Origin of the sequence: Pseudomonas sp. B20(2017), from assembly GCF_002113125.1 — a bacterium.
In the GTDB taxonomy this organism is placed as follows: Bacteria; Pseudomonadota; Gammaproteobacteria; order Pseudomonadales; family Pseudomonadaceae; genus Aquipseudomonas.
The window spans coordinates 149,925-174,066 of the sequence record NZ_NEJP01000009.1 but is presented as its reverse complement, the minus strand read 5'-3'; the positions used below and the strand labels follow the sequence as shown (position 1 = coordinate 174,066).

Annotated in this window: 24 protein-coding genes; 12 read left to right on the top strand and 12 right to left on the bottom strand. The window is 61.2% G+C overall.

The window, feature by feature from the left end; genetic code table 11:
• Positions 1-53 precede the first annotated feature (53 nt).
• The gene (locus CAF63_RS15360; protein WP_007954205.1) at positions 54-527 is read left to right on the top strand and encodes an Lrp/AsnC family transcriptional regulator; all 474 of its coding nucleotides are present in this window, start codon (positions 54-56) and stop codon (positions 525-527) included.
• Positions 528-564: 37 nt separating this feature from the next.
• Here the strand turns inward: CAF63_RS15360 and lpdA are convergent, their stop codons facing one another.
• Positions 565-1,965 carry a dihydrolipoyl dehydrogenase gene (gene lpdA / locus CAF63_RS15355; RefSeq protein WP_085686082.1) on the bottom strand — a complete coding sequence of 467 codons (1,401 nt, stop codon included), beginning with the start codon at positions 1,963-1,965 and terminating at the stop codon, positions 565-567.
• A gap of 210 nt (positions 1,966-2,175) precedes the next feature.
• On the opposite strand from lpdA, the gene hflK (CAF63_RS15350) reads away from it, so the two are divergent.
• The 5 genes from hflK (CAF63_RS15350) (at position 2,176) to cfaB (ending at position 9,490) form a co-directional block, all read left to right on the top strand.
• Positions 2,176-4,122, top strand: a complete 1,947-nt coding sequence (gene hflK, locus CAF63_RS15350) for a protease modulator HflK (RefSeq protein ID WP_085686080.1) — start codon at positions 2,176-2,178, stop codon at positions 4,120-4,122.
• Entirely contained in the window at positions 4,119-5,165 is a 1,047-nt protein-coding gene (gene hflC / locus CAF63_RS15345) for a protease modulator HflC (protein WP_085686078.1), read from the top strand. The genes hflK (CAF63_RS15350) and hflC overlap by 4 nt, the downstream gene beginning before the upstream one ends.
• Positions 5,162-6,220, top strand: coding sequence for a protease modulator HflK (hflK, locus tag CAF63_RS15340; protein WP_085686076.1), 1,059 nt, complete (start codon positions 5,162-5,164; stop codon positions 6,218-6,220). The genes hflC and hflK (CAF63_RS15340) overlap by 4 nt, the downstream gene beginning before the upstream one ends.
• Positions 6,217-8,124 carry a heavy metal translocating P-type ATPase gene (locus CAF63_RS15335; protein ID WP_085686074.1) on the top strand — a complete coding sequence of 636 codons (1,908 nt, stop codon included), beginning with the start codon at positions 6,217-6,219 and terminating at the stop codon, positions 8,122-8,124. The genes hflK (CAF63_RS15340) and CAF63_RS15335 overlap by 4 nt, the downstream gene beginning before the upstream one ends.
• A gap of 178 nt (positions 8,125-8,302) precedes the next feature.
• On the top strand, positions 8,303-9,490 hold the full coding sequence (cfaB, locus tag CAF63_RS15330; RefSeq protein ID WP_085686072.1) for a C17 cyclopropane fatty acid synthase CfaB: 1,188 nt from the start codon (positions 8,303-8,305) through the stop codon (positions 9,488-9,490).
• A 2-nt stretch (positions 9,491-9,492) separates the two neighbouring features.
• Here the strand turns inward: cfaB and cls are convergent, their stop codons facing one another.
• Positions 9,493-10,932, bottom strand: coding sequence for a cardiolipin synthase (gene cls, locus CAF63_RS15325; RefSeq protein ID WP_085686070.1), 1,440 nt, complete (start codon positions 10,930-10,932; stop codon positions 9,493-9,495).
• Positions 10,933-11,078: 146 nt separating this feature from the next.
• Here cls and CAF63_RS15320 point away from each other — a divergent pair, with 146 nt between their 5' ends.
• Entirely contained in the window at positions 11,079-11,597 is a 519-nt protein-coding gene (locus CAF63_RS15320; protein ID WP_007954220.1) for a DUF3617 domain-containing protein, read from the top strand.
• A 47-nt stretch (positions 11,598-11,644) separates the two neighbouring features.
• Here the strand turns inward: CAF63_RS15320 and CAF63_RS15315 are convergent, their stop codons facing one another.
• The 6 genes from CAF63_RS15315 to folE2 are packed head-to-tail and all read right to left on the bottom strand — an operon-like array spanning position 11,645 to position 16,857.
• On the bottom strand, positions 11,645-12,982 hold the full coding sequence (locus CAF63_RS15315) for a dihydroorotase (RefSeq protein WP_085686068.1): 1,338 nt from the start codon (positions 12,980-12,982) through the stop codon (positions 11,645-11,647).
• A 3-nt stretch (positions 12,983-12,985) separates the two neighbouring features.
• Positions 12,986-13,546, bottom strand: coding sequence for a carbonate dehydratase (locus CAF63_RS15310; RefSeq protein ID WP_074689871.1), 561 nt, complete (start codon positions 13,544-13,546; stop codon positions 12,986-12,988).
• Positions 13,543-14,418, bottom strand: a complete 876-nt coding sequence (locus CAF63_RS15305; RefSeq protein ID WP_085686066.1) for a metal ABC transporter substrate-binding protein — start codon at positions 14,416-14,418, stop codon at positions 13,543-13,545. Before CAF63_RS15305 ends, CAF63_RS15310 begins: the two co-directional genes overlap by 4 nt.
• An 11-nt stretch (positions 14,419-14,429) precedes the next feature.
• Positions 14,430-15,296, bottom strand: coding sequence for a metal ABC transporter permease (locus CAF63_RS15300; RefSeq protein ID WP_085686064.1), 867 nt, complete (start codon positions 15,294-15,296; stop codon positions 14,430-14,432).
• Positions 15,296-15,964 (bottom strand): metal ABC transporter ATP-binding protein, encoded by a 669-nt coding sequence (locus CAF63_RS15295; RefSeq protein WP_085686062.1) that lies wholly within the window; start codon positions 15,962-15,964, stop codon positions 15,296-15,298. Before CAF63_RS15295 ends, CAF63_RS15300 begins: the two co-directional genes overlap by 1 nt.
• On the bottom strand, positions 15,961-16,857 hold the full coding sequence (folE2, locus tag CAF63_RS15290) for a GTP cyclohydrolase FolE2 (protein ID WP_085686060.1): 897 nt from the start codon (positions 16,855-16,857) through the stop codon (positions 15,961-15,963). The genes CAF63_RS15295 and folE2 overlap by 4 nt, the downstream gene beginning before the upstream one ends.
• An 84-nt stretch (positions 16,858-16,941) precedes the next feature.
• Here folE2 and CAF63_RS15285 point away from each other — a divergent pair, with 84 nt between their 5' ends.
• A complete protein-coding gene (locus CAF63_RS15285; protein ID WP_085686058.1) occupies positions 16,942-18,141 on the top strand; it encodes an N-acetylmuramoyl-L-alanine amidase in 1,200 nt (399 codons plus the stop codon).
• On the opposite strand, the gene CAF63_RS15280 is transcribed toward CAF63_RS15285, so the two are convergent.
• A complete protein-coding gene (locus tag CAF63_RS15280; protein WP_085686056.1) occupies positions 18,138-18,512 on the bottom strand; it encodes a glutamine synthetase in 375 nt (124 codons plus the stop codon). The genes CAF63_RS15285 and CAF63_RS15280 overlap by 4 nt on opposite strands.
• Positions 18,513-18,734: 222 nt before the next feature.
• Between CAF63_RS15280 and zigA the strand changes: the two genes are divergently transcribed.
• Together zigA and CAF63_RS15270 are read left to right on the top strand one after the other, a co-directional pair.
• Complete coding sequence (gene zigA / locus CAF63_RS15275; protein ID WP_085686054.1) at positions 18,735-19,940, top strand: zinc metallochaperone GTPase ZigA; 1,206 nt, start codon at positions 18,735-18,737, stop codon at positions 19,938-19,940.
• Positions 19,940-20,590 carry a DUF1826 domain-containing protein gene (locus CAF63_RS15270; protein ID WP_085686052.1) on the top strand — a complete coding sequence of 217 codons (651 nt, stop codon included), beginning with the start codon at positions 19,940-19,942 and terminating at the stop codon, positions 20,588-20,590. Before zigA ends, CAF63_RS15270 begins: the two co-directional genes overlap by 1 nt.
• Positions 20,591-20,594: 4 nt before the next feature.
• On the opposite strand, the gene CAF63_RS15265 is transcribed toward CAF63_RS15270, so the two are convergent.
• A complete protein-coding gene (locus tag CAF63_RS15265; protein ID WP_085686050.1) occupies positions 20,595-20,951 on the bottom strand; it encodes an NADH:ubiquinone oxidoreductase in 357 nt (118 codons plus the stop codon).
• A 25-nt stretch (positions 20,952-20,976) separates the two neighbouring features.
• Here CAF63_RS15265 and CAF63_RS15260 point away from each other — a divergent pair, with 25 nt between their 5' ends.
• Complete coding sequence (locus CAF63_RS15260; protein ID WP_085686048.1) at positions 20,977-21,948, top strand: GTP-binding protein; 972 nt, start codon at positions 20,977-20,979, stop codon at positions 21,946-21,948.
• A 1-nt stretch (position 21,949) separates the two neighbouring features.
• On the opposite strand, the gene CAF63_RS15255 is transcribed toward CAF63_RS15260, so the two are convergent.
• The gene (locus tag CAF63_RS15255; protein ID WP_007954242.1) at positions 21,950-22,363 is read right to left on the bottom strand and encodes a DUF3301 domain-containing protein; all 414 of its coding nucleotides are present in this window, start codon (positions 22,361-22,363) and stop codon (positions 21,950-21,952) included.
• Positions 22,364-22,480: 117 nt separating this feature from the next.
• Between CAF63_RS15255 and pdxY the strand changes: the two genes are divergently transcribed.
• Positions 22,481-23,353, top strand: coding sequence for a pyridoxal kinase PdxY (pdxY, locus tag CAF63_RS15250; RefSeq protein ID WP_085686046.1), 873 nt, complete (start codon positions 22,481-22,483; stop codon positions 23,351-23,353).
• Between the two features lie 116 nt (positions 23,354-23,469).
• Here the strand turns inward: pdxY and CAF63_RS15245 are convergent, their stop codons facing one another.
• Positions 23,470-23,952 (bottom strand): acyl-CoA thioesterase, encoded by a 483-nt coding sequence (locus tag CAF63_RS15245; protein WP_003229693.1) that lies wholly within the window; start codon positions 23,950-23,952, stop codon positions 23,470-23,472.
• Positions 23,953-24,142: the final 190 nt, after the last annotated feature.

Below are 24,142 nucleotides of genomic sequence, written 5' to 3'. Positions count from 1 at the left end.
AATTGGCATAATCTGCGATCTTTTACCGCGTAAACCATCGGGATCTGCCAACCATGAAACTGGATGCCTTCGATCGCAAGATTCTCGCCGCGCTGCAACGGGACGGGCGCCTGAGCAATGTGCAGCTGGCTGACGAAATCGGTCTGTCGGCATCGCCGTGTCTGCGCCGGGTGCGCATGCTCGAAGAGGCCGGTGTCATTCGTGGTTATCAGGCCAATCTGGATCGCGATGAAGTGGGGTTGGGGCTGACGGTGTTTGTCGGGGTCAAGGTCGAGCGCCACAACGACGAACAGGCCGAGGCGTTTCACCGGGCGGTGACGGCGTTGCCGGAGGTGATTTCGGCGTTTCTGGTGTCCGGGGAATCGGACTTTCTGCTGCAAGTTGTGGTGCCGGATCTGCGCGCTTACGACCGCTTTCTCACCGGGTGCCTGTTGAAGTTGCCGGGGGTGAGCGATATCCGCAGCAATTTTGCGATCCACACGGTGAAGACACCCGGCGCACTGCCGCTGGGGCATTTGCCGTCCTGATACTTCCCGCATTGCGCGGGAAGTATTCGCACAGTGCTTACATCTGCGTCGCCATCCCCTCGACATTCATTGCCGCCTGACGCAACGCTTCGGAGCGGGTTGGATGCGGGTGACAGGTCAGCGCGATGTCTTCGGCCGAGGCGCTGAATTCCATGGCCACGCAGAACTCACCGATCATTTCACTGACGCTCGGCCCGACCAGATGCACGCCAAGGACTTCGTCGGTGCGCTCATCGGCGATGACCTTGGCAAAACCTTCGGTCTCGTGATTGATCTTCGCCCGGCTGTTGGCGGTGAACGGGAATTTGCCGACCTTGTACGCCCGGCCTTCGGCCTTCAACTGCTCTTCGGTCTTGCCGACGCTGGCCAGTTCCGGTCGGGTGTAGATCACGTTTGGAATCAGCTCGTAATTGACCTCGCCGGCCTTGCCGACGATCTGCTCGATGCAGGCCATGGCTTCGTCTTCGGCCTTGTGGGCGAGCATCGGCCCGGACGTCACGTCGCCGATCACCCACACGCCGGGTGCTTCGGTGCGATGCTGTTTATTGGCGAGCATGCCGCGTTTGTCGGTATTCAGGCCGACGTTTTCCAGGCCCAGGCCCTGGGTGTACGGACGACGACCGATGGCCACCAGCACGTAATCGGCTTCGAGGATTTCCGCGCTGCCGCCAGCGGCGGGTTCGACGCTGAGCTGTACGCCAGTGGCCGAGGAAGTGGCACTGGTCACTTTCGAACTCAGCTTGAAGCTGATGCCTTGCTTGGTCAGTGAGCGTTGCAGGGTCTTGCCGGCTTCGCCATCGACACCGGGGCAGATGCGGTCGAGGTATTCCACCACCGTCACCTGTGCGCCGAGCCGGCGCCAGACCGAGCCGAGTTCGAGGCCAATTACGCCTGCGCCGATCACAACAAGATGCTTGGGCACTTCGCTCAAGGACAGCGCACCGGTCGAGTCGAGGATGCGCTTATTGTCGATTTCCACGCCGGGCAGGGGAGTAGGTTCGGAGCCGGTGGCGATGACGATGTCCTTCGCGGTGAGCTCGATCCGGCTGCCTTGATCGTCGGTTACGCTGACTTTTCCGGGGCCGTCGATATGGCCCCAGCCCTTGATCCAGTCGACTTTGTTTTTGCGGAACAGGAATTCGATGCCTTTGGTCAGGCCGCTCACGCTTTCGTCTTTCTGCTTCATCATCTGCGCAAGGTTGAGCGTCGGTTTGACCTCAATGCCGAGGTTGGCGAACTCCGCGCCCAGCGCCGCTTCGTAGAGCTCTGACGCATGCAAAAGCGCCTTGGACGGCATGCAGCCGACGTTCAGGCAGGTGCCACCCAGCGTGGCGCGGCCCTCGACGCACGCGGCCTTGAGGCCCAGCTGGCCGGCGCGGATCGCCGCGTTATAACCGCCGGGGCCACCGCCCAGAATCACCACGTCATAGTTGCTCATGCTCTTACTCCTGGCTGAAGGATGCGGATCGGTAAAAGTAGTTCGCACTGAAAATTACGAACGTAATATGTGCGTTTCCAGACATTTCGGTCAAGGCTTCAGGCAAGCGACAGGTTGCGCATCTTTGAATAGCGCAAATGAGTACAAATATTTCACGACTTTCGTTATATCGTAACGATATGTGCAGTGAGCCAAGGGTTTTGGGGGGATATGCAAGTCGATCTGGATGAAGGCTCGCCGGTGACCGGATTGCCGCGCTTTCAGCAAGCGGCAACGCAGGGCCGGCGTTTGCGTCGCCTGGCGATCGGTCTGGGCGCATTGGCCGGGGCAGGGTGGGTGCTGGCGTTTTTTGTCGGGCTGTTTGCGCCGCAATCGCTGTGGCCCGCGTTGCTGGTCAATCAGAGCGCGGCGTTGCTGGTGCTGGTGGCCGGACTGCAATCGGCGTGGTGGGTGACGCAATGCCGAGCGCGGGTGATCAATCCCGTCGTGCCGGTTACGGCTGCTGAGGAACCTGCGCCGGAAGGCTGGTACGAGCGGCTGCTGGATCGCATGAGCCAGCGTAGTCTGCACCTGTTCGGGCAGATCGGCGCGCCCACATTGTGGCTGGGCGGGTGGTCGTTGCTGGTGCTGTTAAGCATCGAGCAGACGTGGAATCTGACGCTGCCGGCGGCGGGTGTGGGGTTGTCCGCTACGGTCGGCGCGGCCATCGCGTTGCTGCTGGCGTTCGCTCTGCTGGTACTGGAGCGGCAACTGGCGCAGGAAAACCCGGCGCAATGGCCCGAGGCCGGAGCGCTGGCGCAACTAACGCGGGTGGCAATCATCAGTCTGGTGCTGGGCGCGTTGTGTCTGTTGTTCGCCAGTGACAGTGCAATCTGGCCGGTGCGTCTGGCAGTGTTGATCGGCATCCTGCCGGGGCTGGTTGCCCTGGAATTGCTGTTGCGCGCGCTGCTGTCGCTGTTCAGCCCGCGTCGCGAACAACTCGAACCGGTGTTGCTGGCCCGCAGTTTCGTCGCCGATCTGCTGCGCTGGCCGCCACAACCTTTGCTCGCATTGCAGCATGAATTGCACAACCGCTTCGGCATCGATCTGCGCCAGATCTGGGCCTTCAGTTACATGCGCCGGGCGTTCTTGCCGGTGTTGGTGCTGATGGCAACGGTGGGCTGGTTGCTCACCGGCCTTCACGAAATTCCGATGCAAAGCCGTGGGATTTACGAGCGCTTCGGCAAACCGGTGCAGGTGTTCGGCCCGGGGCTGCACGCCGGTTTGCCTTGGCCGCTGGGGCGTGTGCTGAGTGTCGAGAACGGCGTGGTCCATGAATTGGCGACCAGCGTCGGTGAAAACCCGGCACCCGTGCAGTTGGACCCGGCAGAAGGCCCGGCGCCACTCACCGCCAACCGTTTGTGGGACGCCAGTCACGTCAATGACAAGTCTCAGGTTATCGCCAGCAGCCGGGGCGATCAGCAGAGCTTTCAGATCGTCAACATGGACGTGCGCTTCGTCTACCGCATCGGTCTGAGCGATCAAGCCGCGCTGGCCGCCACCTACAACAGCGCCGATGTGCCCACGCTGATCCGCAGCACCGCCAGCCGGATTCTGGTGCATGACTTTGCGTCGCGCACTCTCGACGGTTTGCTCGGTGAGGACAGGACCGGGCTCGCCGAAGAAATCGGCCGCGCCGTGCAAAACGATCTGCAGAAGCTCGACAGCGGCGTGGAAATTCTCGCCACGGTGGTCGAAGCGATTCACCCGCCGGCAGGGGCGGCTAATGCCTATCACAGCGTGCAAGCCGCGCAGATCGGCGCTCAGGCATTGATCTCACGCGAGCGCGGTGCTGCTGCCGAAGCCAGTAATCAGGCGCAGTTGCAGGCCAGCCTCGTGCGGGATCAGGCCAGTGCCAACGCCCATGAAATCAACGCCACGGCCCGGGCGGCGGATCTGAAATTCAGCGCCGAACAAAAAGCCTACGCCAGCGCCGGCCAGGCCTTCGTGCTGGAGCAATACCTCAGCCAACTCAGCCAGGGTTTGAGCAAAGCCAAACTGCTGGTACTCGACCATCGCCTGGGCGGCAGCAGTAACGCACCGACCATCGACCTGCGTACGTTCACGCTGCCGGCAGATCCGGCGCGTACCACCGCTCAGCCAGGAGCCACCCATTGAGCCAGTCGCACACTCACGATCACCATGACCACAGCGGCCACGATCATGCTCATGGCGGCGGTCATCACCATCACGGGCATCATCACCATCACCACGGTGCGCCGGAGGAGGCGGGGCCTTTTCCGTGGAGACGCATGGGCTGGGCAGCGTTGCTGGTGGCGTTCGCCATCGCGGCGGCGAGCCTGGTGCAAGTGCGCTCCGGTGAAGCCACGGTCATCACCCGTTTCGGCAATCCGTCCCGCGTGTTGCTGGAACCGGGTCTGAGCTGGCGTTGGCCGGCACCGTTCGAAGCGGCGATTCCGGTAGACCTGCGTTTACGCACGACCTCCAGTGGCTTGCAGGACGTCGGCACCCGCGATGGTTTGCGCATCATCGTTCAGGCGTATGTGGCCTGGCAGGTGCAAGGCGATCCCGACAACGTGCAGCGCTTCATGCGAGCGGTGCAGAACCAGCCGGACGAAGCGGCGCGACAGATTCGGACGTTTGTCGGCTCGGCACTGGAAACAACGGCCAGCAGTTTCGATCTGGCCAATCTAGTGAATACCGATGCCAGCCAAGTACGCATCGCCGATTTTGAAGCGCAGTTGCGCCAGCAAATCGATCAGCAACTGCTCGCCACTTACGGCGTGCGGGTGGTGCAGGTGGGCATCGAACGGCTGACCTTGCCATCGGTGACCCTGACCGCAACGGTCGACCGGATGCGTGCCGAGCGTGAAACCATCGCCACCGAACGTACTGCCATCGGCAAACGTGAAGCGGCGCAAATCCGCTCCGCCGCCGAACGCGATGCGCGAATTGTGCAAGCCGATGCCACGGTGAAAGCCGCCGATATCGAAGCCCAATCGCGAGTGGAAGCGGCGCAGATTTACGGACGTGCTTACGCCGGTTCGCCGCAGCTGTACAACTTGCTGCGTTCGCTGGACACCCTGGGCACCATCGTTTCGCCAGACACCAAGCTGATCCTGCGCACCGACGCCGCGCCATTCCGGGTGTTGGTCGACGGTCCGCCCAATCTCGACAGCAAAAGCGGAACGCAGCCATGAATGAAGTTCCACGTGGAACACATTCGCTGAACAGTCCGTGGATTCAAGCGGGACGTCTGGCGTTTTTCGCGCTGTACGCGGTGACGGTACTCGCGGCATTGGCTTGGGCATTTTCCAACGTCCGGCAAATCGATCCGCAAAATCGCGCGGTGGTTCTGCATTTCGGAGCGTTGGATCGCATTCAGAATGCCGGGTTGTTATTGGCCTGGCCGCAGCCGTTCGAACAGGTGGTTTTGTTGCCGGCGGCGGATCGAGTGATCGAACGGCGGGTGGAAAATCTGCTGCGCAGCGATCAGGCCTTGCACGCGGATCGCGTCGCTACCTTCGCCACGCCGCTGAGTGATGCGCTCGCCGGTTCCGGTTATCTGCTCACCGGTGACGCCGGTGTTGTGCAGCTGGATGTGCGGGTGTTCTACAAGGTCACCGATCCTTATGACTTTGTGCTGCAAGGCGAGCACGTGCTGCCGGCGCTGGATCGAGTGGTGACCCGCAGCGCAGTGGCGCTGACGGCCGCGCGGGACCTGGACACGATTCTGGTGGCGCGGCCAGAGTTGATCGGCGCTGACAATCAGGCGGCCGAACGTCGCGAGCGGCTGCGTGGCGATCTGGTGCAAGGCATCAACCGACGTCTCGCCGAGTTGAAGGCGAGCGGTCAGGGCATCGGCATCGAAGTGGCGCGGGTCGATGTGCAATCGAGTCTGCCGGAGCCGGCGGTCAGTGCGTTCAACGCCGTCCTCACTGCCAGCCAGCAAGCCGACAAAGCGGTCGCCAATGCCCGTACCGAGGCCGAAAAACTCACCCAGTCTGCGAACGAGCAGGCCGACCGCACGCTGCAAGTCGCCCACGCCCAGGCCGGTGAGCGCCTTGCCAAAGCTTCCGCCGACACGGCGACGGTGTTGAGCCTGGCCAAGGCGCAACAGCAGGGCACGGACCCGCAGATGTTGTTGCGCCTGTACCGCGAGCGGATGCCGAAGATTCTCGGTCAGGCCGGTTCGGTCACCACGGTCGATCCGAAAGACGATTCCCGCCTGATCATTCAGGGAGCCAGTAAATGACTGCCACTACCTCCGCTCCGGGCCTGTTGTCCTCGGCCGAACAACGCCGCGCCGCGCGCCAGTTGACCTTGGCGATGCTCGCCCTCGGCTTGCTCGGTCTCGGGTTGATCTGGCGCTGGCTGATGCCGGAGCAAACCGGCGTCAGTCAGTTGTTGCTCGGATTCGCTTCTTTATTAGTCGCGGTGCCGGTGATGCGTTCGGCGTGGTTCAGCCTGCGTTATCCGAGCCTGCATGGCATCACCGACCAGTTGATCGCCCTGGCGATGATCGGGGCCTGGGCCACGGGCGATCTGCTCACGGCCGCGCTGTTGCCAATCATCATGATCTTCGGCCACGTGCTGGAAGAGCGCAGTGTGATCGGCTCCCAGGAAGCGATTCATGCCCTCGGCCAACTGACGCGCAGTCATGCGCGCAAGGTGCAGGCGGACGGCTCGATCATCGAAGTCGACAACGGCGCGCTCAACGCCGGTGACAAAGTCGAAGTGCGCGCCGGGGATCGGGTGCCGGCGGACGGTCGGGTTTTATCCGGCCAGGCCAGCCTCGATACGGCGTCGATCACCGGTGAGTCAGTGCCGGTGGAGGCGGGCGTCGGCATGGCGGTGTTCGGCGGCGCGATCAACCTCGACGGGTTGCTGCGAATCGAAGTGACCCGTACCGGGGACGAATCGACCCTCGGCAAGGTCATCGCGCTGATGCAGAACGCCGAACGCTCCAAGCCACCAATCACCCGTTTGCTCGAACGGTATGCCGGTAGTTATATGGTGCTGGTGTTGTTGCTCGCGGCGGTGACCTGGTTCATCACCAACGATGCACAGGCAATGCTCGCGGTGCTGGTGGCGGCGTGCCCATGCGCGCTGGTGCTTTCGGCGCCGGCCACGGCGATTGCCGGTGTGGCGGTGGCGGCCCGGCACGGGATTCTGATCCGCAGTTCGGCGTTCCTTGAGGAACTGGCCGATCTCACCTCGCTGGTCGTCGACAAGACCGGCACCCTGACGTACGGCACGCTGCGCTTGCAGTCGATCAACAGCCCGCGAGCGGATCACGGGTCGGTAATGGCATTGGCTGCAAGCCTGGGGGCGGCGAGCAGCCACCCGGTCAGCCGTGCGCTGGCCGGACTGGTCAGCGCGGAACAGGTGTTGGTGCTGACCGATATTCATGAGCGGCAGGGGCTGGGCGTAGTGGCCAAAACCGCGCAAGGCGAGGCCGCACTCGGGCGTCCGGAGCTGTTTGCGCAGTTGGGCATCCCGACCACCGCCATCCCCGAACACGATGGCCCGATTGCCGGGTTGGCATTGAACGGAGAATTCCTCGCCTGGCTGTTGCTGGCCGACACGGTCAAACCGGAAGCACGATTTGCGCTGAGTGAACTGCGTGACCTCGGGCTGGGGCGGCAATTGCTGTTGACCGGCGACAGACAGAGCGTCGCGCAAACCCTCGCCAGGGATGTCGGCCTGCACGAAGTCGAAGCCCAGGCGTTGCCCGAAGACAAGCTCAACCGAGTGCTCAAGGAAATCGACAACGGCTTCCGGCCGATGGTAGTCGGCGACGGGATCAATGACTCGCTGGCGCTCAAGGCGGGCGTGGTCGGGGTGGCGATGGGAGCGGGCGGCGCGGACATTGCGTTGGCGTCAGCCGACATCGTGCTGATCGGCAGTGACCTGCGTCGGCTTGGCACCTGTGTGCGCCTGAGTCGACAGTGTCGAAAAACCTTGCAGGTGAACGTGATCATCGGCCTGGGCTGGACGCTGGCCATCGTGGTATTCGCGGCCTTCGGTTGGCTCGGTGCGGCGGGCGCGATGATCGCTGCATTGCTGCACAACCTTAGCACGCTGCTGGTGCTGGGCAATGCTGGCCGGCTGCTGCGTTTTCAGGAGCCGCTGCTGAAGCTGACAGCGTCGGACTGATCATTTTTCGAACTGTGCGCCGCTCTCGCAGTCATTTAAGAAGGCGCACTGAAACACGGATGACAGCGCGGTGAACAGCCGCTGTGGCTGATAGTCGGCGACTATCAAATCGATAGCCTGCTAATTTTCAAGGATGGTCTACCCTCAGATCAGACGTCTGAAACCAGGGGGATATTCCATGCTCGCGCAACTTCCACCGGCCTTACAGAATCTGCAGCTTCCTCTTCGCCTGCGACTCTGGGACGGCCATGAATTCAATCTGGGCCCGACGCCCAGTGTCACCATCGTGGTCAAGGACCCGTTGATGGTGTCCCAGTTGACCCATCCAAGTCTCGACGCGTTGGGGGCGGCGTTTGTGGAGGGCAAACTCGAACTGGAGGGCTCGATCAGCGAAGTCATCCGGGTGTGCGATGAGCTGAGCTCCGCGCTGCTCGATGAAGACGAGGACAGTCAGCCGGTGCGTACGCTCCACGACAAGGAAACCGACGCCAAGGCCATTTCCTATCACTACGACCTGTCCAACGCGTTCTACCAGCTGTGGCTGGACAGCGACATGGCGTATTCCTGCGCGTATTTCGAAACCGGTAGCGAATCTCTGGAGCAAGCCCAGCAAGCCAAGTTCCGGCACCTGTGCCGCAAGCTGCGCCTGCAGCCCGGCGACTATCTGCTGGACGTGGGTTGCGGTTGGGGCGGACTGGCGCGTTATGCCGCCCGTGAGTTCGGCGCCAAGGTCTTCGGTATCACCCTGAGCAAAGAGCAACTGGCGCTGGCCCGTGAGCGGGTCAAAGCCGAGGGACTTGAAGACCAGATCGAACTGCAACTGCTCGACTACCGCGATCTGCCCCAGGATGGACGCTTCGACAAAGTGGTCAGCGTCGGCATGTTCGAGCACGTCGGCCACGCCAACCTCGCCGAATACTGCAAAACCCTGTTCGGTGCGGTGAAAGAGGGCGGTCTGGTGATGAACCACGGCATCACCGCCAAGCACACCGATGGCCGCCCGGTGGGACGCGGCGCCGGGGATTTCATCGAGAAATACGTGTTCCCCAATGGCGAGCTGCCGCACCTGGCGATGATCTCGGCCGAGATCAGCGAAGCGGGTCTGGAGATCGTCGACGTCGAGAGTCTGCGCCTGCACTATGCGCGCACCCTGGACCACTGGAGCGAACGGCTTGAGGACAACCTTGAAGCCGCCGCGAAACTGGTGCCGGACCAGGCGCTGCGTATCTGGCGTCTGTACCTCGCGGGCTGCGCTTATGCGTTCGCTCGCGGCTGGATCAACCTGCACCAGATCCTCGCCGTGAAGGCCCATGCCGATGGCAGTCATGAACTGCCGTGGACGAGGGACGACATCTACCACCCTTGAACCTAGAGAATCGGTGAAATCAGCCGGGCGATCCGCATGCCGACCTGTTGCAGGCGGTGGATCTCCCGGCTTTCTTCTTTGGCGACCTCGTAGGCCTGGGCGAAATCATCGTTGAGCATCTGTTCCACGCTGGCGGCAAATTCGCTGTCGACGGTCAGCAGCATTACCTCGAAATTCAGCCGGAACGAGCGGTTGTCCAGATTGGCGCTGCCGATCGCGCTGATCTCGCTGTCAATCAACACCACCTTCTGATGCAGGAACCCCGGCTCGTAGCGGAATACCCGCACGCCGGCGCGTACCGCTTCGAACGCATACAGGTTGGAGGCGGCGTAGACGATGCGGTGGTCGGGGCGCGAAGGCAGCAGCAGGCGCACGTCGACTCCGCGCAAAACTGCCAGGCGCAATGCCGCGAAAACGGCTTCGTCGGGAATGAAGTAGGGGCTGGTGATCCATACGCGCTCGGTGGCGGCGTGGATGGCTTCGACGAAAAACAGCGAGCAGGTTTCGTAAGCATCCGCCGGGCCGCTGGCGAGCAATTGGCAAAGCACGCCGTCCTCGGGGTATGCGTCCGGCAGGATCAGCGGCGGCAATGACCGCGCGGCCCAGAACCAGTCTTCGGCAAACGACTCCTGCATGCACGCCACCACCGGCCCGCGCACCTGGACGTGGGTGTCGCGCCACGGTGCCAGCGGTGGTTTTTCACCCATGTACTCGTCGCCGACGTTGTGGCCGCCGACAAAACCGATCAGCCCGTCGACCACCACGATCTTGCGGTGGTTGCGGAAATTCACCTGGAAACGATTGAGCCAGCCGCTGCGGGTGGCGAACGCCTTGACCTCGACGCCGCCATCGCGCAGCGCCTGCACGTAGCTGTGGGGCAGGGCGTGGCTGCCGATGCGGTCGTAGAGCAGATGAATCACCACGCCTTCGGCGGCTTTCTTCAGCAACAGGTCACGTAAACGCTGGCCGAGGCGATCGTCGTGAATGATGAAAAACTGGATCAACACCGCTTCCCGCGCCTGGTCGATTGCGTGGAAAATCGCCTCGAAGGTCGCCGCGCCATTGATCAGCAATCGCACTTCATTGTTGGCCAGGCATGGCATGCGCCCCAGCTTCGGCATTGCCCGCAACGAGTCATAAGCATTCGAGGCGCGGGCGGTCAGGGCTTCTTCCACCCACGGCCGCCAGTTGAGTTCGGAAATCGCCTGGCGCATCTGTTCGTTGGCCTGGCGGCGGGCCTTGATGTAGCCATCGAAGGTGCTGCGACCGAACACCAGATAAGGGATGAGGGTGAGGTAGGGAATGAAGATCAGCGACAACGCCCAGGCGATCGAGCCTTGGGCGGTGCGTACGGTCAATACGGCATGGATTGCGGCGATCGAGCCAAGGGTGTGTATCAGGGCGATCAGATAACCGAAAATGTGCGGTCCGAAATAATCCATGGGGCAACCTTGCTCCTGAAGATTCAATGCTTAACAGACCATTTTCCATGGCGATTGTCGCTATTTGTTTTCAAGCCGCCAGCGTCCGCCATGAACCGAAACAGGCGGCCGGCGTCTAACGGCCACTACTGATCAGGAGTTTTTCAATGAACGTTCGTCTGCTGGGTTTGGCGCTGGGCCTGGGTTTGGCCTTGCCGGTGGTTGCTCAGGCGCAAATGCTGCAGCCGGGGTTGTGGGAAATGACGTCGAGCAATGTGAAGGTCGATGATCAGGTGATGGATGTGCAGTCAATCCTCGGCCAGATTCAGGGCCAGATCACTCCGCAGCAACGGGCTGAACTGGAGAAGCAGGGAATCAACATCGGCGGCAAGGGCATTCGCGCCTGCCTGACGCCGCAGCAGGTGGCAACCAACGATATTCCACTGGCGGATCCGCAGTCGGGCTGCAAGCAGCAGATCACCGAGCGTGTCGGCAACCAGTGGAAATTCCGCTTCAGTTGTCCGAAAGCCCAAGGCACCGGTGTCGCGACGTTCCTCAGTGACCGCGAGTTCACCACTGTCGCCAACGGCACTTTCAACGCCATCGGGATCAACCAGAAGGGCAGTCTGGAAACCCGGGCGGTCTGGCTGGGTCAGGATTGCGGCACCGTCAAACCGAGAGCGTAACGTCATTATCGAAACCGCCTCCACGTCGAGTGGAGGCGGTTTTTTTTTCAACGCATGAACCGCAGTGGCAATCCCTGGCAGTTGTCATGGATCCGATGGTCATGCCATGCGATCTGCCCCGAAACCATCGTCGTGCTGACCCGATGCCGAAAGCTGCGCTGAGCGAACGGCGTCCAGCCGCATTGCGACAGAACCGGCTGGCGTGAAACCGCGACACCTTTGGGCTCCGGTTGAATCAACACCAGGTCCGCCCAATACCCCTCACGCAAATAACCGCGATCCGGAATGGCAAACAGATCCGCCACCCGGTGGCTGGTCTTCGCCACTAGCGTGGTGATCGGTAGTACGCCATCCGCCACCAGTTCCAAAAGCGCCGGTAGCGCGTGCTGCACCAGTGGCAGTCCGGACGGGGCGTGTTCATACGCTTGCTGTTTTTCCGCCCAAGTGTGCGGCGCGTGATCGCTCCCGATTACATCCAGCCGATTGCTCAGGAGTGCCTGGCGCAGGGCGTCACGATCGGCCTGGGACTTGATCGCGGGATTGCATTTGATCAGGTTGCCGAGGTTCGGATAGTCACGGTCATCGAACAGCAAGTGATGCAGGCAAACTTCGGCGGTGATGCGTTTTTGCGACAGCGGTTTGTCTTCGAACAACGCCAGTTCGCGGGCCGTGGTCAGGTGCAGGACGTGCAGGCGGGTGCCGTGACGTCGGGCCAGATCCACTGCCAGAGACGATGAGCGAAAGCAGGTGTCGGCATTACGGATCAGCGCATGGGCGTCGGGTGGCAGTTGGTTGCCGAAGCGTTCGCGCAGATTCGCGGCATTCGCATCGATGCTTGGCGTGTGTTCACAGTGAGCCAGCAGAATCGTCGGCACTTCAGCGAACAGGCGCTCGAGGGTGTTGGGGTCGTCCACCAGCATGTTGCCGGTGGACGCGCCCATGAACACTTTGACCCCGGCCACCTCGCTCGGATTGAGTGCTGCGACGGTGTCCAGATTGTCGTGACTGACACCAAAGTGAAAACCGTAGTTGGCCACCGAATTGATCGCTGCCCGGCGCTTTTTGTCGGTCAGCGCTTCCAATGTCAGAGTGGCAGGATTGGTGTTGGGCATGTCCATAAAACTGGTGATGCCACCGGCCACGGCTGCACGGGATTCGGTGTGGATGCTGCCCTTGGCCGGCGCACCCGGCTCGCGAAAATGCACCTGGTCGTCAATCATTCCCGGCAGCAACCATTGGCCGTTCGCGTCGATTTCACGGGTCGCGTTTTCACCTTCGATGCTGCCGGCGATCTTGACGATGCGCCCGTTGCTGACCAACAGATCGGCGTCGAATTGACGACCTTCGTTCACCAGCCGCGCATTGCGAATCAACACACTGCTCATGATTCAGAACTCGTTCTGCAGGGCTTTGTAGCCGCGCACCAGGTCGACGTTGGTGCGCGCCACGTCTTCGGAAAACTCCGAAGCGCTGACGCTCACCGGCGGGAATTGCGAGAGGTCGGTGCCCGGCCCGATGCGAGTGGTGGAGGGCACGTAGAACGCGTCCGGCAGATCCCGGCCATCGACCACTGAGTTGTGCCGCACCACGCAACCGTTGCCCACAACGCAATTGAACAGCACACTGTTGAAACCGATGAACACCCGGTCGCCGACCGTGCACGGGCCATGCACGATCGAGCGGTGGGCGATGGAGCTGAATTCGCCGATGGTCACCGCCGCGCCGGATTTGGAGTGGATCACCACGCCGTCCTGGATGTTCGAATTGGCGCCGATGGTGATCGGCTCCATGTCGCCCGTGGCGTCCACTTCATCGGCGCGGATCACCGCGTACGGGCCGACGAACACGTTTTCACCGATCACCACTTTGCCGCAGATGATCGCGGTTTTATCGACGTAGGCAGACTCGGCAATTTGCGGCAAATCACCGGAAGGATTTTTTCGGATCATGGCTGGCTCAGGGCTTGGTAGAGAGTGTTGAGGTTGTATTCGAACAGCCCGGTGAAGGTACTGGCCGGATCGTTTGCGGCGAGGGCGTCGGAGTACAGCGTGCCGCCGATATGTGCGCCGCTTTCGTCGGCGATCTGTTTCAGCAGGCGCGCGTCCTTGATGTTTTCCATGAACACCGCTTTGACTTTGGCCTGACGAATTTGGGTGATCAGCGCGGCGACTTCGGCAGCGGAAGGTTCGCGCTCGGTGGACAGACCTTGTGGCGCCATGAAGTCGATGCCGTAGGCCTGACCGAGATAACCGAAGGCGTCGTGGCTGGTGACGATCTTGCGGTTGCCCGGCGGCAGTGAACCGAGCTTGGCTTTCGCTTGGGCGAGGAGGGCGTAGATCTGTTTCAGGTAAGCCTGGCTGTTGCGCTCGTAGTCGGTTTTGTTTGCCGGGTCAGCAGCGATCAGCGCCTTGGTGATGTTGGCGACGTACAGCTCGGCGTTCGCCAGGTTGTGCCAGGCGTGAGGGTCGGGAACGGTTTCGCCGTCCTCATCCAGCGAGCGTGGAATCACGCCGCGACTGGCGCTGATCACCGGGGCTCTGGTGTCGGTGCTGGCGACCAGCCGATCCAGCCACGGCTCGAAACCCAGTCCGTTCTTGATGATCAGCTTCGCCTTGAGCAGTGCCTTGGCGTCATCCGGCGTCGGCTCGTAAGTGTGGGCATCGGCGTCGGGGCCGACCATGTTGGTGATCTGGATATGCTCGCCGCCGACCTGGTGCACCATGTCGGCAAGGATGCTGAAGCTGGTGACCACCGGAAGTTTTTCCGCCGCCGATAACGACATCGACAGCATCAGGCTGAACAGCACGAGTAGAACGCGCATCGGGAAACACCTCATTGGGATGTGAGCAAAGGCGGGCGGCGCAACAGACCGTGAACCGGTCCGAACACCACGGACAGCAAGTAACCGACACCGGCGACCAGCACGATGGCCGGGCCGCTGGGCAGCGAGTAGTAGAACGACAGCAACAGACCAAGCCATACCGATGCGCAACCGATGAGCGCGGCGATGGCAATCAGGATCGGCAGGCGCCGGCTCCAGAAGCGTGAAGCGGCGGCGGGCAGCATCATCAGGCCGACCACCATCAGGGCGCCGATCGCCTGGAAGCCGATCACCAGATTCAGCACCACCAGCGTCAGGAACACACCATGGGCGACGGGGCCGAGTCGGCTGACCGTGCGCAGGAAAAACGGATCGAGGGTGTCGAGCAGCAGGGGTTCGTAGATCAGCGCCATGGCCATCAGGCTGAGCGCCGATACCCACAACATGCCGTTGAGGGTCGGCCCGTCCACCGCCAAGGCAGAGCCGAACAGCAGGTGCAGTAGATCCAGTCGCTTGCCGGCGATGCCGAGAATCAGTACGCCGCTGGCCAGCGAGATGGGATAGATCGCGGCGAGGCTGGCGTCTTCGCGCAGGCCGGTGCGTCGGGTGATCCATGCGGCGAGTCCGGCCATGCTAAGGCCGGCTCCGAGTCCGCCAAGGGTCAGCGCCGGCAGACTCAGCCCGGCGAACCAGAACCCCAACGCTGCGCCGGGGAGGATGCCGTGGGCGACGGCGTCGCCGATCAGACTCATCCGGCGCAGTATCAGAAACACGCCCAGTGGTGCCGTACTGCACGCCAATACCAGACCGCCGAGCAGGGCCCGACGCATGAAGACGAACTCGTGGAACGGCTGCCATAGATGGCTGAGCGTCAACATCAGGCCACCTGCGTGTGAGGTGTTTGCTGGATGAGGTCGGCACTGCTGCCGAATGCGCAGCCGCTCTGTTTGATCAGCAAAGTTTGTGGGATGTGTTGGCGCACAGCGGCAAGGTCGTGGCAAACCACGACCAGGGTTCGTCCTTGTTCATGCCAGGCGTGCAGGTGTTGCCACAACAGCTCCTGGCCCAGTTCGTCGAGCGCGGCATGGGGTTCGTCGAGCAGCAGCAACGGTGTGTCGGCCAGACTCAATCGGGCGAGCAGAGCGCGTTGCAGTTCTCCACCGGAAAGGGCCATCAGGGGACGATGTTCCAGTCCGCTCAGGTGCCAATCCTCGAGCGCAGCTTCGAGACGTTGAGCCCTGAGTTGCGATGACAGTCGGCGCCCCCAGAAACCGGCAGCCACCAATTCCTGAAGGCTGATCGGGAACTGTCGATCCAGATGCTGTTGCTGAGGCAGGAAGGACAAACCGCTTTGGCGTGGAACACCCAACTCGACCTTGCCGGACAGCGGTCGCTGTAATCCGGCGATGACTTTGAGCAGGCTGCTTTTGCCGCTGCCGTTGACGCCGATGATTGCTGTCAAGCTGCCGCTTTCCAACTTCATGTTAATCGGTGCGGTGAGCGGTTGGCCGGGTGCTCCCCAGCTCAGGTTCTGGCAGTGAATCATGGCTCCTCCCGGCGCCAATAACTCTCGGCGACGGCGTCGTGAGCATGAAGGCTTTCGGCGTGGATGACTCTTACGTGGAATTGGCTGACACCGGGTGAGCGGCGCAGCGCCAGGTTCAGGCGTCGGGCAGCGTCTTCGCAGAACATCAGGTTCTGACCATTGGCGAGGGCGAAGGCTTGTTCGTCGGCGCGTTTCACAGCGGTTTGCACGGCGGTGCCGAGGGCGGCTTCAGCGTCGTTGATGATGGACGTCAGGGGTAGTTCGTCGACGAATTCGTCCAGGTGCAGATGCAACTGGGCGGTACTGCGTTGGCTGTGTGGTGTGGCTACGATGCCTTGGGTCGAGCCCAACCACGCCAGCACATCGGCGTGTTGCAGCGGTTTGTTGGCGAAGTCGTCGACGAATTGTTGCTGGATCAACTGCCGCGCCAATGCCGCAGAACACGGGCAAGTTGAGGAGTACGCGACGTCGATTTTCAGTTCCACGTGGAACACTTTGTTTTTTAGCTGGGCTGAAACAGTGACGGGATAGGTTTTCCATCCTGCCAAAGGACTGACCAACGCGGGCCTTCTCAGGAGTAAATCGGTGTGGATATTGAGATAGGCGGCTTCGGACAAATTTTCGTGGCTGTCGAGAAAACGCTGCAGAGCTTTTCGCAGAAGGGCGGGAGAAAGGTTCTGCTGCTCCAGCGCTTCCAGCCCCAGATAGAGCCGCGACATGTGAATGCCGCGGGCGTCTCCATCATCCAGACTGACGCCTGCATCCGCTTTGGCGGCCAGGCGTTGGCCTTCGATAAACACAGGTAATGCGATGCCGCACATCCCCACCCATTCGAGAGGCAGGGCCTGGCGGGCGGCTTGAGCCGCGACATCCGGCAAAGTCAGCGCGTTCATGAGCAGTTCCATCATGGTGATTGAATTTGATGTTACATTATAACAATTCAAACCACGATGCCTTTTTCATGAACAGGCTTTCATATGCACAGACGCCACTTGCTCAACCTGATGCTGGCCAGCGCGGCCTTTGTTTTGCCTTTTTCGGTGTCCGCCACGCAGATACGCAATGCGCGGCTTTGGCGTTCGGATGACAAGCTTCGGCTGGTGTTCGATCTGAGTGGTCCCGTGAGCTATAAGACATTCACCTTGAGTGCGCCCGAGCGGTTGATCATCGATTTCAGCGGCGCCAGCCTCAGTGGGGATTTCAGCCAGTTGGCGTTATCCGGCACCCCTATTCATTCGATTCGCTCCGGCCATTTTGGCCAAGGGAACTCCCGGATCGTACTGGATCTAAGCAGCCCGGTTCAGCTCAACTCATTCTTGCTGGCGCCTCAAGATGGGCAAGGGCACCGTCTGGTTTTGGACTTGATGAGTGCATCATCGGGGCTGCCTGCGAGCGTTCCACGTGAAACACCCCAGGAAAAATCTCACCCCAAGCGCGACATCATGGTGGTGGTCGACCCTGGTCATGGCGGAAAAGATCCAGGGGCAATCGGCGCCAAGGGCGAGCGTGAAAAGGATGTGGTTCTGTCCATTGCGCAATTGCTCGCACGTCGGCTTAAGCGCGAGAAAGGCTTTGATGTGAAGCTGGTTCGTAACGACGATTTTTTCGTCCCGTTACGCAAGCGTGTGGAGATCGCGCGTCAGCACAAAGCCGACATGTTCGTCTCGGTGCACGCCGATGCTGCACCGCGTCTAACCGCCTCTGGCGCGTCGGTGTATTGCCTTTCGGAAGGCGGTGCCACTTCCGCCACCGCGCGCTTCATGGCGCAGCGTGAGAACGGTGTGGATCTGCTCGGCGCGACCAGCCTGCTCAATCTCAAGGACAAGGATCCGATGCTCGCTGGCGTGATCCTCGACATGTCGATGAACGCAACCATCGCCGCCAGTTTGCAACTCGGAAGCACAGTGCTCGGCAGCTTGGCCGGCATCACCACGCTGCATCAAAAACGTGTGGAACAGGCTGGATTTGCCGTTCTGAAATCGCCGGATGTGCCGTCGATCCTGGTGGAAACCGGGTTCATTTCCAATGCGCGGGACAGTCAGCGCCTGGTGACGGCGCGTCATCAGCAAGCCGTGGCAGACGGTTTGTTTGAGGGCTTGCAGCGCTATTTCCAGAAAAATCCACCTGTCGACAGCTACATGGCCTGGCAGCAAGAGCAGAAAGGATCGCGGGTTTAGCAGCCAGTGATCCGGCTGCAGGTGAACTTCGCGCTGCTGCCGCCGGAGCTGGAGAACCGGTTGATCGTCGTCCAGCCCACACGGCGGTTGTAGCCAACCCAAGCTTCTCCATCGGAAGCGATGCCGGTGAAGAATGTCAGTTGTCCATAGCGGCTGTTGGTTTGCGCCCAATAGCGGTTTCCGGCTTTTTCAAATCCGCGCAGGTAAATCGTGCTGCCGACCGTGTTGACGCTATAGGCGTTGCCGTTGCCATCGATGCACGCCAAAAGGTTCGCGCTGCGCGTGCAATTGGCGAGCCCCGGCACTTGTGCTTCGGCTTTCAGCGTCAGCAATGCCAGGCAGATAAACGAGTATTTCAGCACAGTTTTCATGATGTCACTCGGCGACGACCTGATTGCAGCTTCGGGCCCTTTGTCACTTTGGGCAAGAAGAGAGTGGATTGATTTTGTTGTTATACTATAACATTATCGGACAAGGCTTTCCGTGGCTTCCATTTCAAGCGTCCGTTTCCCTGGTGATTCCATCGAAGCCCAAGAACGCTCGCCCCGAGAGCCTCCAGCGCTGTTTAGCGACCGTCTGATGAGGTTTATCCAATGTCTTCCCGACTTCCTGTGACCGTTTTGTCCGGCTTTCTCGGCGCCGGAAAAAGTACACTTTTGAATTACGTACTACGTAACAGAGACGATTTGCGTGTCGCTGTTATCGTCAATGATATGAGCGAGATCAATATCGATGGCAGCGAAGTCCAGCGTGATGTCAGCCTGAACCGTGCCGAAGAGAAGCTCGTGGAGATGAGCAATGGCTGTATCTGCTGTACGTTACGCGAAGACCTGCTTGAAGAGGTCAGTCAGCTGGCCCGCGAAGGCCGCTTCGACTATCTGTTGATCGAATCCACGGGAATCTCCGAGCCGTTGCCGGTGGCTGAGACATTCACCTTCCGTGATGAGCAGGGGCAAAGCCTCGCCGACATCGCTCGTCTCGACACCATGGTCACTGTAGTCGACGGCATGAACTTCCTGCCGGACTACCAAGCCGCTGAAAACCTCGCGTCCCGTGGTGAATTCCTCGGTGAAGAGGATGAGCGCTCGATCACCGACCTGCTGATCGAACAGATCGAGTTCGCCGACGTCCTGTTGATCAGCAAGATCGACTTGATCAGCAGCCGCGAGCGGGAAGAGCTGATGGCCATTCTCAGACGTCTCAACGCTCAGGCCGAGATCATCCCGATGGTCATGGGTGAGGTGCCGCTGGAGAAAATTCTCAATACCGGTCGTTTCGACTTCGAAAAAGCCGCCCAGGCCCCGGGCTGGTTGCAGGAACTGCGCGGGGCACATGTGCCGGAAACCGAGGAATACGGCATCGCATCCACGGCCTATCGGGCACGCCGGCCCTTTCATCCGCAGCGCTTCTTCGACTTCATCGATCGCCCTTGGGTAAACGGCAAACTGCTGCGCTCCAAAGGCTTCTTCTGGCTGGCCAGCAAACCCACCGATGCCGGCAGCTGGTCGCAGGCAGGTGGTCTGATGCGCCACGGTTTCGCCGGACGTTGGTGGCGCTTTGTGCCGAAAGAACAGTGGCCGCAGGATCAGGAAAGTACCGCCGCGATCATGGAAAACTGGATCGCCAGCGTAGGCGATTGTCGCCAGGAGCTGGTGTTTATCGGGCAGAACATCGATTTCGCACAGCTGTCGTCGGAACTGGATGGTTGCCTGCTGACCGATGATGAAATGGCGCTCGGTACTCAAGGCTGGCTAAAACTGCGCGATCCGTTTGGCTCCTGGCACGATGAGGTCGCCTGATGCTCGCCCTGAAACCGCTGCCAGGCAGCACGCGTCATCAGTCTTTCGGCCGGACCCCGCAGGCACTGGCGAGCATTCTTGAGGACGAGACCAACCTCGCGGTCTGGCAACGCCAGCTTCCGCTGCACATTGCCGAATTCGCGGACTTGTTGCTGTCTCTGAACGAGCCTTACGCCGAGTCGCTGTGCCTGGAATTGCCGGACGACGATGCAGAACCGGATCTCACGGGACTGGCCCGCGGCTTTCGCGATCTGGAAGGCTATGAAGGGTTTATCGCCGATCTGAAATGGCTGGTCAGTGCCTTCGCCTGCCTGCTGGGCGCGCGGAGGATCGGCTTGCGCCTGCGGGTGCTGGACAAGGCCATGTGTCCGCGTTTTCACGTCGATCATGTGCCGGTGCGGTTGATCACCACGTACGCCGGTGTCGGCAGTGAATGGCTAAGGGAAGGGCAGATGGATCGTCGGCAACTGGGACAGCCGCAAGCCGAGCCGCAGGAAGCGTCACGGATTCAGCAATTGAGTCGGGGCGAAGTGGCATTGCTCAAGGGCGAAAAGTGGCACGGCAACGAAGGTTTCGGGTTGATCCATCGCTCACCGCAACCGGCGCCGGGTGAGCGGCGGCTGATGCTGACCCTCGACTGGCTCGCATAGCGCCTCAGGGTTTGAGCCATTTCCCCTGACTCTGGGCCTCGCAATAGGGCTGCAAATACGCCGAATCGGTGGCCACGCCGTAATAGTGGATATCCTGGCGATAAGGCATATTGGCGACTTGCGCGTTGCTGCAGACGCCGAATGCGCCGGCGGGGCACTGGTCGACGTATTGAACCTCGACTTTCTGCCCGGCCAGGGTCGGCTGGCAGAAGCCGTCGTTGAACAGTTTTTCCGGGATGTTGCGGTTCTGCTGGCAGACTTTCACGTCGAGCCGCTCCGCCTGGCTGTGCACCACGCAGGCCTGTGCCAATACCTCGCCCGACACCAGCGCCAGCAGCAACGACCATCCCGTCCACCGCATCTTCGACCTCCAGAAAACCTTGATCATGTTGCAGAACATTCCCACCCACGTCATCGCCGGCCCCTTGGGCGCGGGCAAGACCAGCCTGATCCACCAGCTCATGGCGCAGCGACCGGCGGGCGAGCGTTGGGCGGTGCTGATCAACGAGTTCGGCCAGATCGGGCTCGACGCTGCGCTGTTGACTCGCGACGCCGATGGTATCGCACTGGGCGAAGTGGCCGGAGGCTGTTTGTGTTGCGTGAACGGTGCGCCGTTCCAGATCGGTCTGGGGCGATTGTTGCGCAAGGCACGGCCGGATCGCTTGTTCATCGAGCCCTCGGGGCTCGGGCACCCGGCGCAGTTGCTGAAGCAATTGAACGAGGCGCCGTGGCAAGGCGTACTCGCCGTACAACCTTGCGTGCTGGTGCTGGACGCCCAGGCCCTCGCCGCGGGCAAACCGCTGCCGGACGCGCAACAGGAAACCTTGTCCAGCGCAGGCCTGCTGCTGTTGAACAAGGCAGATAGCCTCGACGAGCCCTCGCGTGAGCGAATCACCCGGCAGTTGCCGCCTGTCCGACTGATTTGGACGCAGCAGGCGATGTTGCCACTCAGCGAGTTGCCGGGTCTGGCGGTGCAGGCGCAAGCAGGTGTGGATAAGTTGGTCGTGCCCCAGGGGTTGGCGCAAATGCCGGCCATCTGGAGCGATCCGGCATTGCCGATCTGCCTGAGTCAGACGCAGGAGGGTGGTTGGAGCATCGGTTGGCGCTGGCATCCGAGCCAGGTGTTCGATGTGCCGGGGATAACCCAATGGCTGAAAAGCCTGAACTGGCGCCGGGCCAAACTGGTGATTCACAGCCCGGACGGCTGGCAGTCAGCCAATTCGCTGGACAATGCCGAGCTCAGCTGGCTGCCCAGTGAATGGCGCAAGGACTCCCGGATCGAACTGATTTTCGACGAGCCGCAGGCGGTCGATGAATTACAGACTGCGCTGGCTCAGTGTCGGCTTCAGGCGAGCTGATTCAAGGCTTCCACTTGGTGTGTTCCTGACGCCACTGGCTCAGCTCGATTACTTCACCACGCGGCTTGGTCACTTCCACCACGGGCGGTGTGTCATCGAATGGCGCCGGGTAGGGTGCCAGTTCGATCTGCGCGCTGTGCGCACCGAATTGGGTGATGGTGCCGTTGTGCCGAGTCTCGCCGGTCACGGTGAATTCGAAATTGTAGACCCGGGCCAGACGTCGCCGACCACTGGCGTCCTTTATCAAGCCGATCTTCTTCAGCGCCACGTTACCGTCGAGCAACTCGACGCCGACATTCACGCAATGCTGTTTGACCCGCTCCAGCGCCCGCTCGCGCAAGCCGTGGTTGTGCCAGAGCCACGCACCGGCGACGGCGAACAGCATCAGCACGAAAATGTTTTCCAGGGTGAGCATCAACACGAAACTCCAAATGATGGCGTCAGCTTAACTGTGTCGCCGGTCTGTCGTACAGGCTGCGTTTCGTCGCATACTGCGCGGCTTGAATTTCAATCGTTTTACGGAAAAACCCGAATGAAACGTACGCCTCATCTGCTCGCCATCCAGTCCCATGTGGTGTTCGGCCACGCCGGCAACAGCGCTGCGGTTTTTCCGATGCAGCGGGTCGGGGTGAATGTCTGGCCGCTCAATACGGTGCAGTTCTCCAACCATACGCAGTATGGCCAGTGGGCCGGCGAAGTGCTGGCGCCGCACCGGATCCCCGAACTGGTCGAAGGCATCGCCGCCATCGGTGAGCTGGGCAATTGCGATGCCGTGCTGTCCGGCTATCTCGGCAGCGCGGCGCAGGGCCGGGCGATTCTCAGTGGCATCGAGCGGATCAAGGCAGTCAACCCGAAAGCCCTTTATCTGTGTGATCCGGTGATGGGGCATCCGGAAAAGGGTTGCAGCGTTCCTGCTGAAGTCAGTGACTTCCTGCTGGAAGAGGCCGCTGCCGTTGCGGACTTCATGTGCCCGAACCAGTTGGAGCTGGACAGCTTCTCCGGACGCAAGCCGCAGTCGCTGTTCGATTGCCTGGCGATGGCGCGGGCGCTGCTGGCACGAGGGCCGAAAGCGGTGCTGGTCAAGCATCTGGATTATCCGGGAAAACCGGCGGATGGCTTTGAAATGTTGCTGGTGACGGCCGAGGGCAGCTGGCATCTGCGGCGTCCGCTGCTGGCGTTTCCGCGTCAGCCGGTGGGAGTGGGCGATCTCACGTCCGGCCTGTTCCTGGCGCGCGTGCTGCTCGGCGACAGTCTGGTGGCGGCGTTCGAATTCACCGCAGCGGCGGTGCATGAAGTGCTGCTGGAAACCCAGGCCTGCGCCAGTTACGAGCTGCAACTGGTGAGGGCGCAAGACCGGATTGCGCATCCTCGGGTGAAGTTCGAGGCTACGCCGATCAGCCTGTAAGACCGCGTCGTCCCATTCGCGAGCAAGCCCGCTCCCACAGGGGGAACGCATTCCAAATGTGGGAGCGGGCTTGCTCGCGAAAGCTATCTACAGAGCGCCGTAGATCGAAGGGCTGATCAGGCGTCGCCCTTGATTTCCTGATAGCGCTTTTCCAGCTCCTGACGAATCTGCCGACGTTGCTGCGCCTGCATGTAGCGGCGCTTGTCTTCGCTGTTCTGCGGTTGCAGCGGCGGTACGGCGGCGGGTTTGCGCTGATCGTCCACCGCGACCATGGTGAAGAAACAGCTGTTGGTGTGACGCACCGAGCGCTCGCGGATGTTCTCGGTCACCACTTTGATGCCGACTTCCATCGAAGTGTTGCCGGTGTAGTTCACCGACGCCAGGAAGGTCACCAGTTCGCCGACATGAATCGGCTCGCGGAAAATCACCTGATCCACCGACAGGGTCACCACGTAGCGGCCGGCGTAACGGCTGGCGCAGGCGTAAGCCACTTCGTCGAGGTATTTGAGCAGGGTGCCGCCGTGGACATTGCCAGAGAAGTTGGCCATGTCGGGGGTCATCAGTACCGTCATCGACAGCTGGGCGTTTCCGGGTTCCATAACGTTCTCACGGGTCAAGGCAGGGTTGCTGGAAGAAACACCTCTGCGGGTGCCTGGTCGCTTTTCAAAAGCACCGTTATCGGGACGCCAGGCAACTGGCCGCCGTCACGCCCGAATCGATCTGTTTCCATATATTGCACCGCCTTTCAGCCGGAAGTCGCGGTGTTACCCTGCAAAAGCGCCTCCCCAA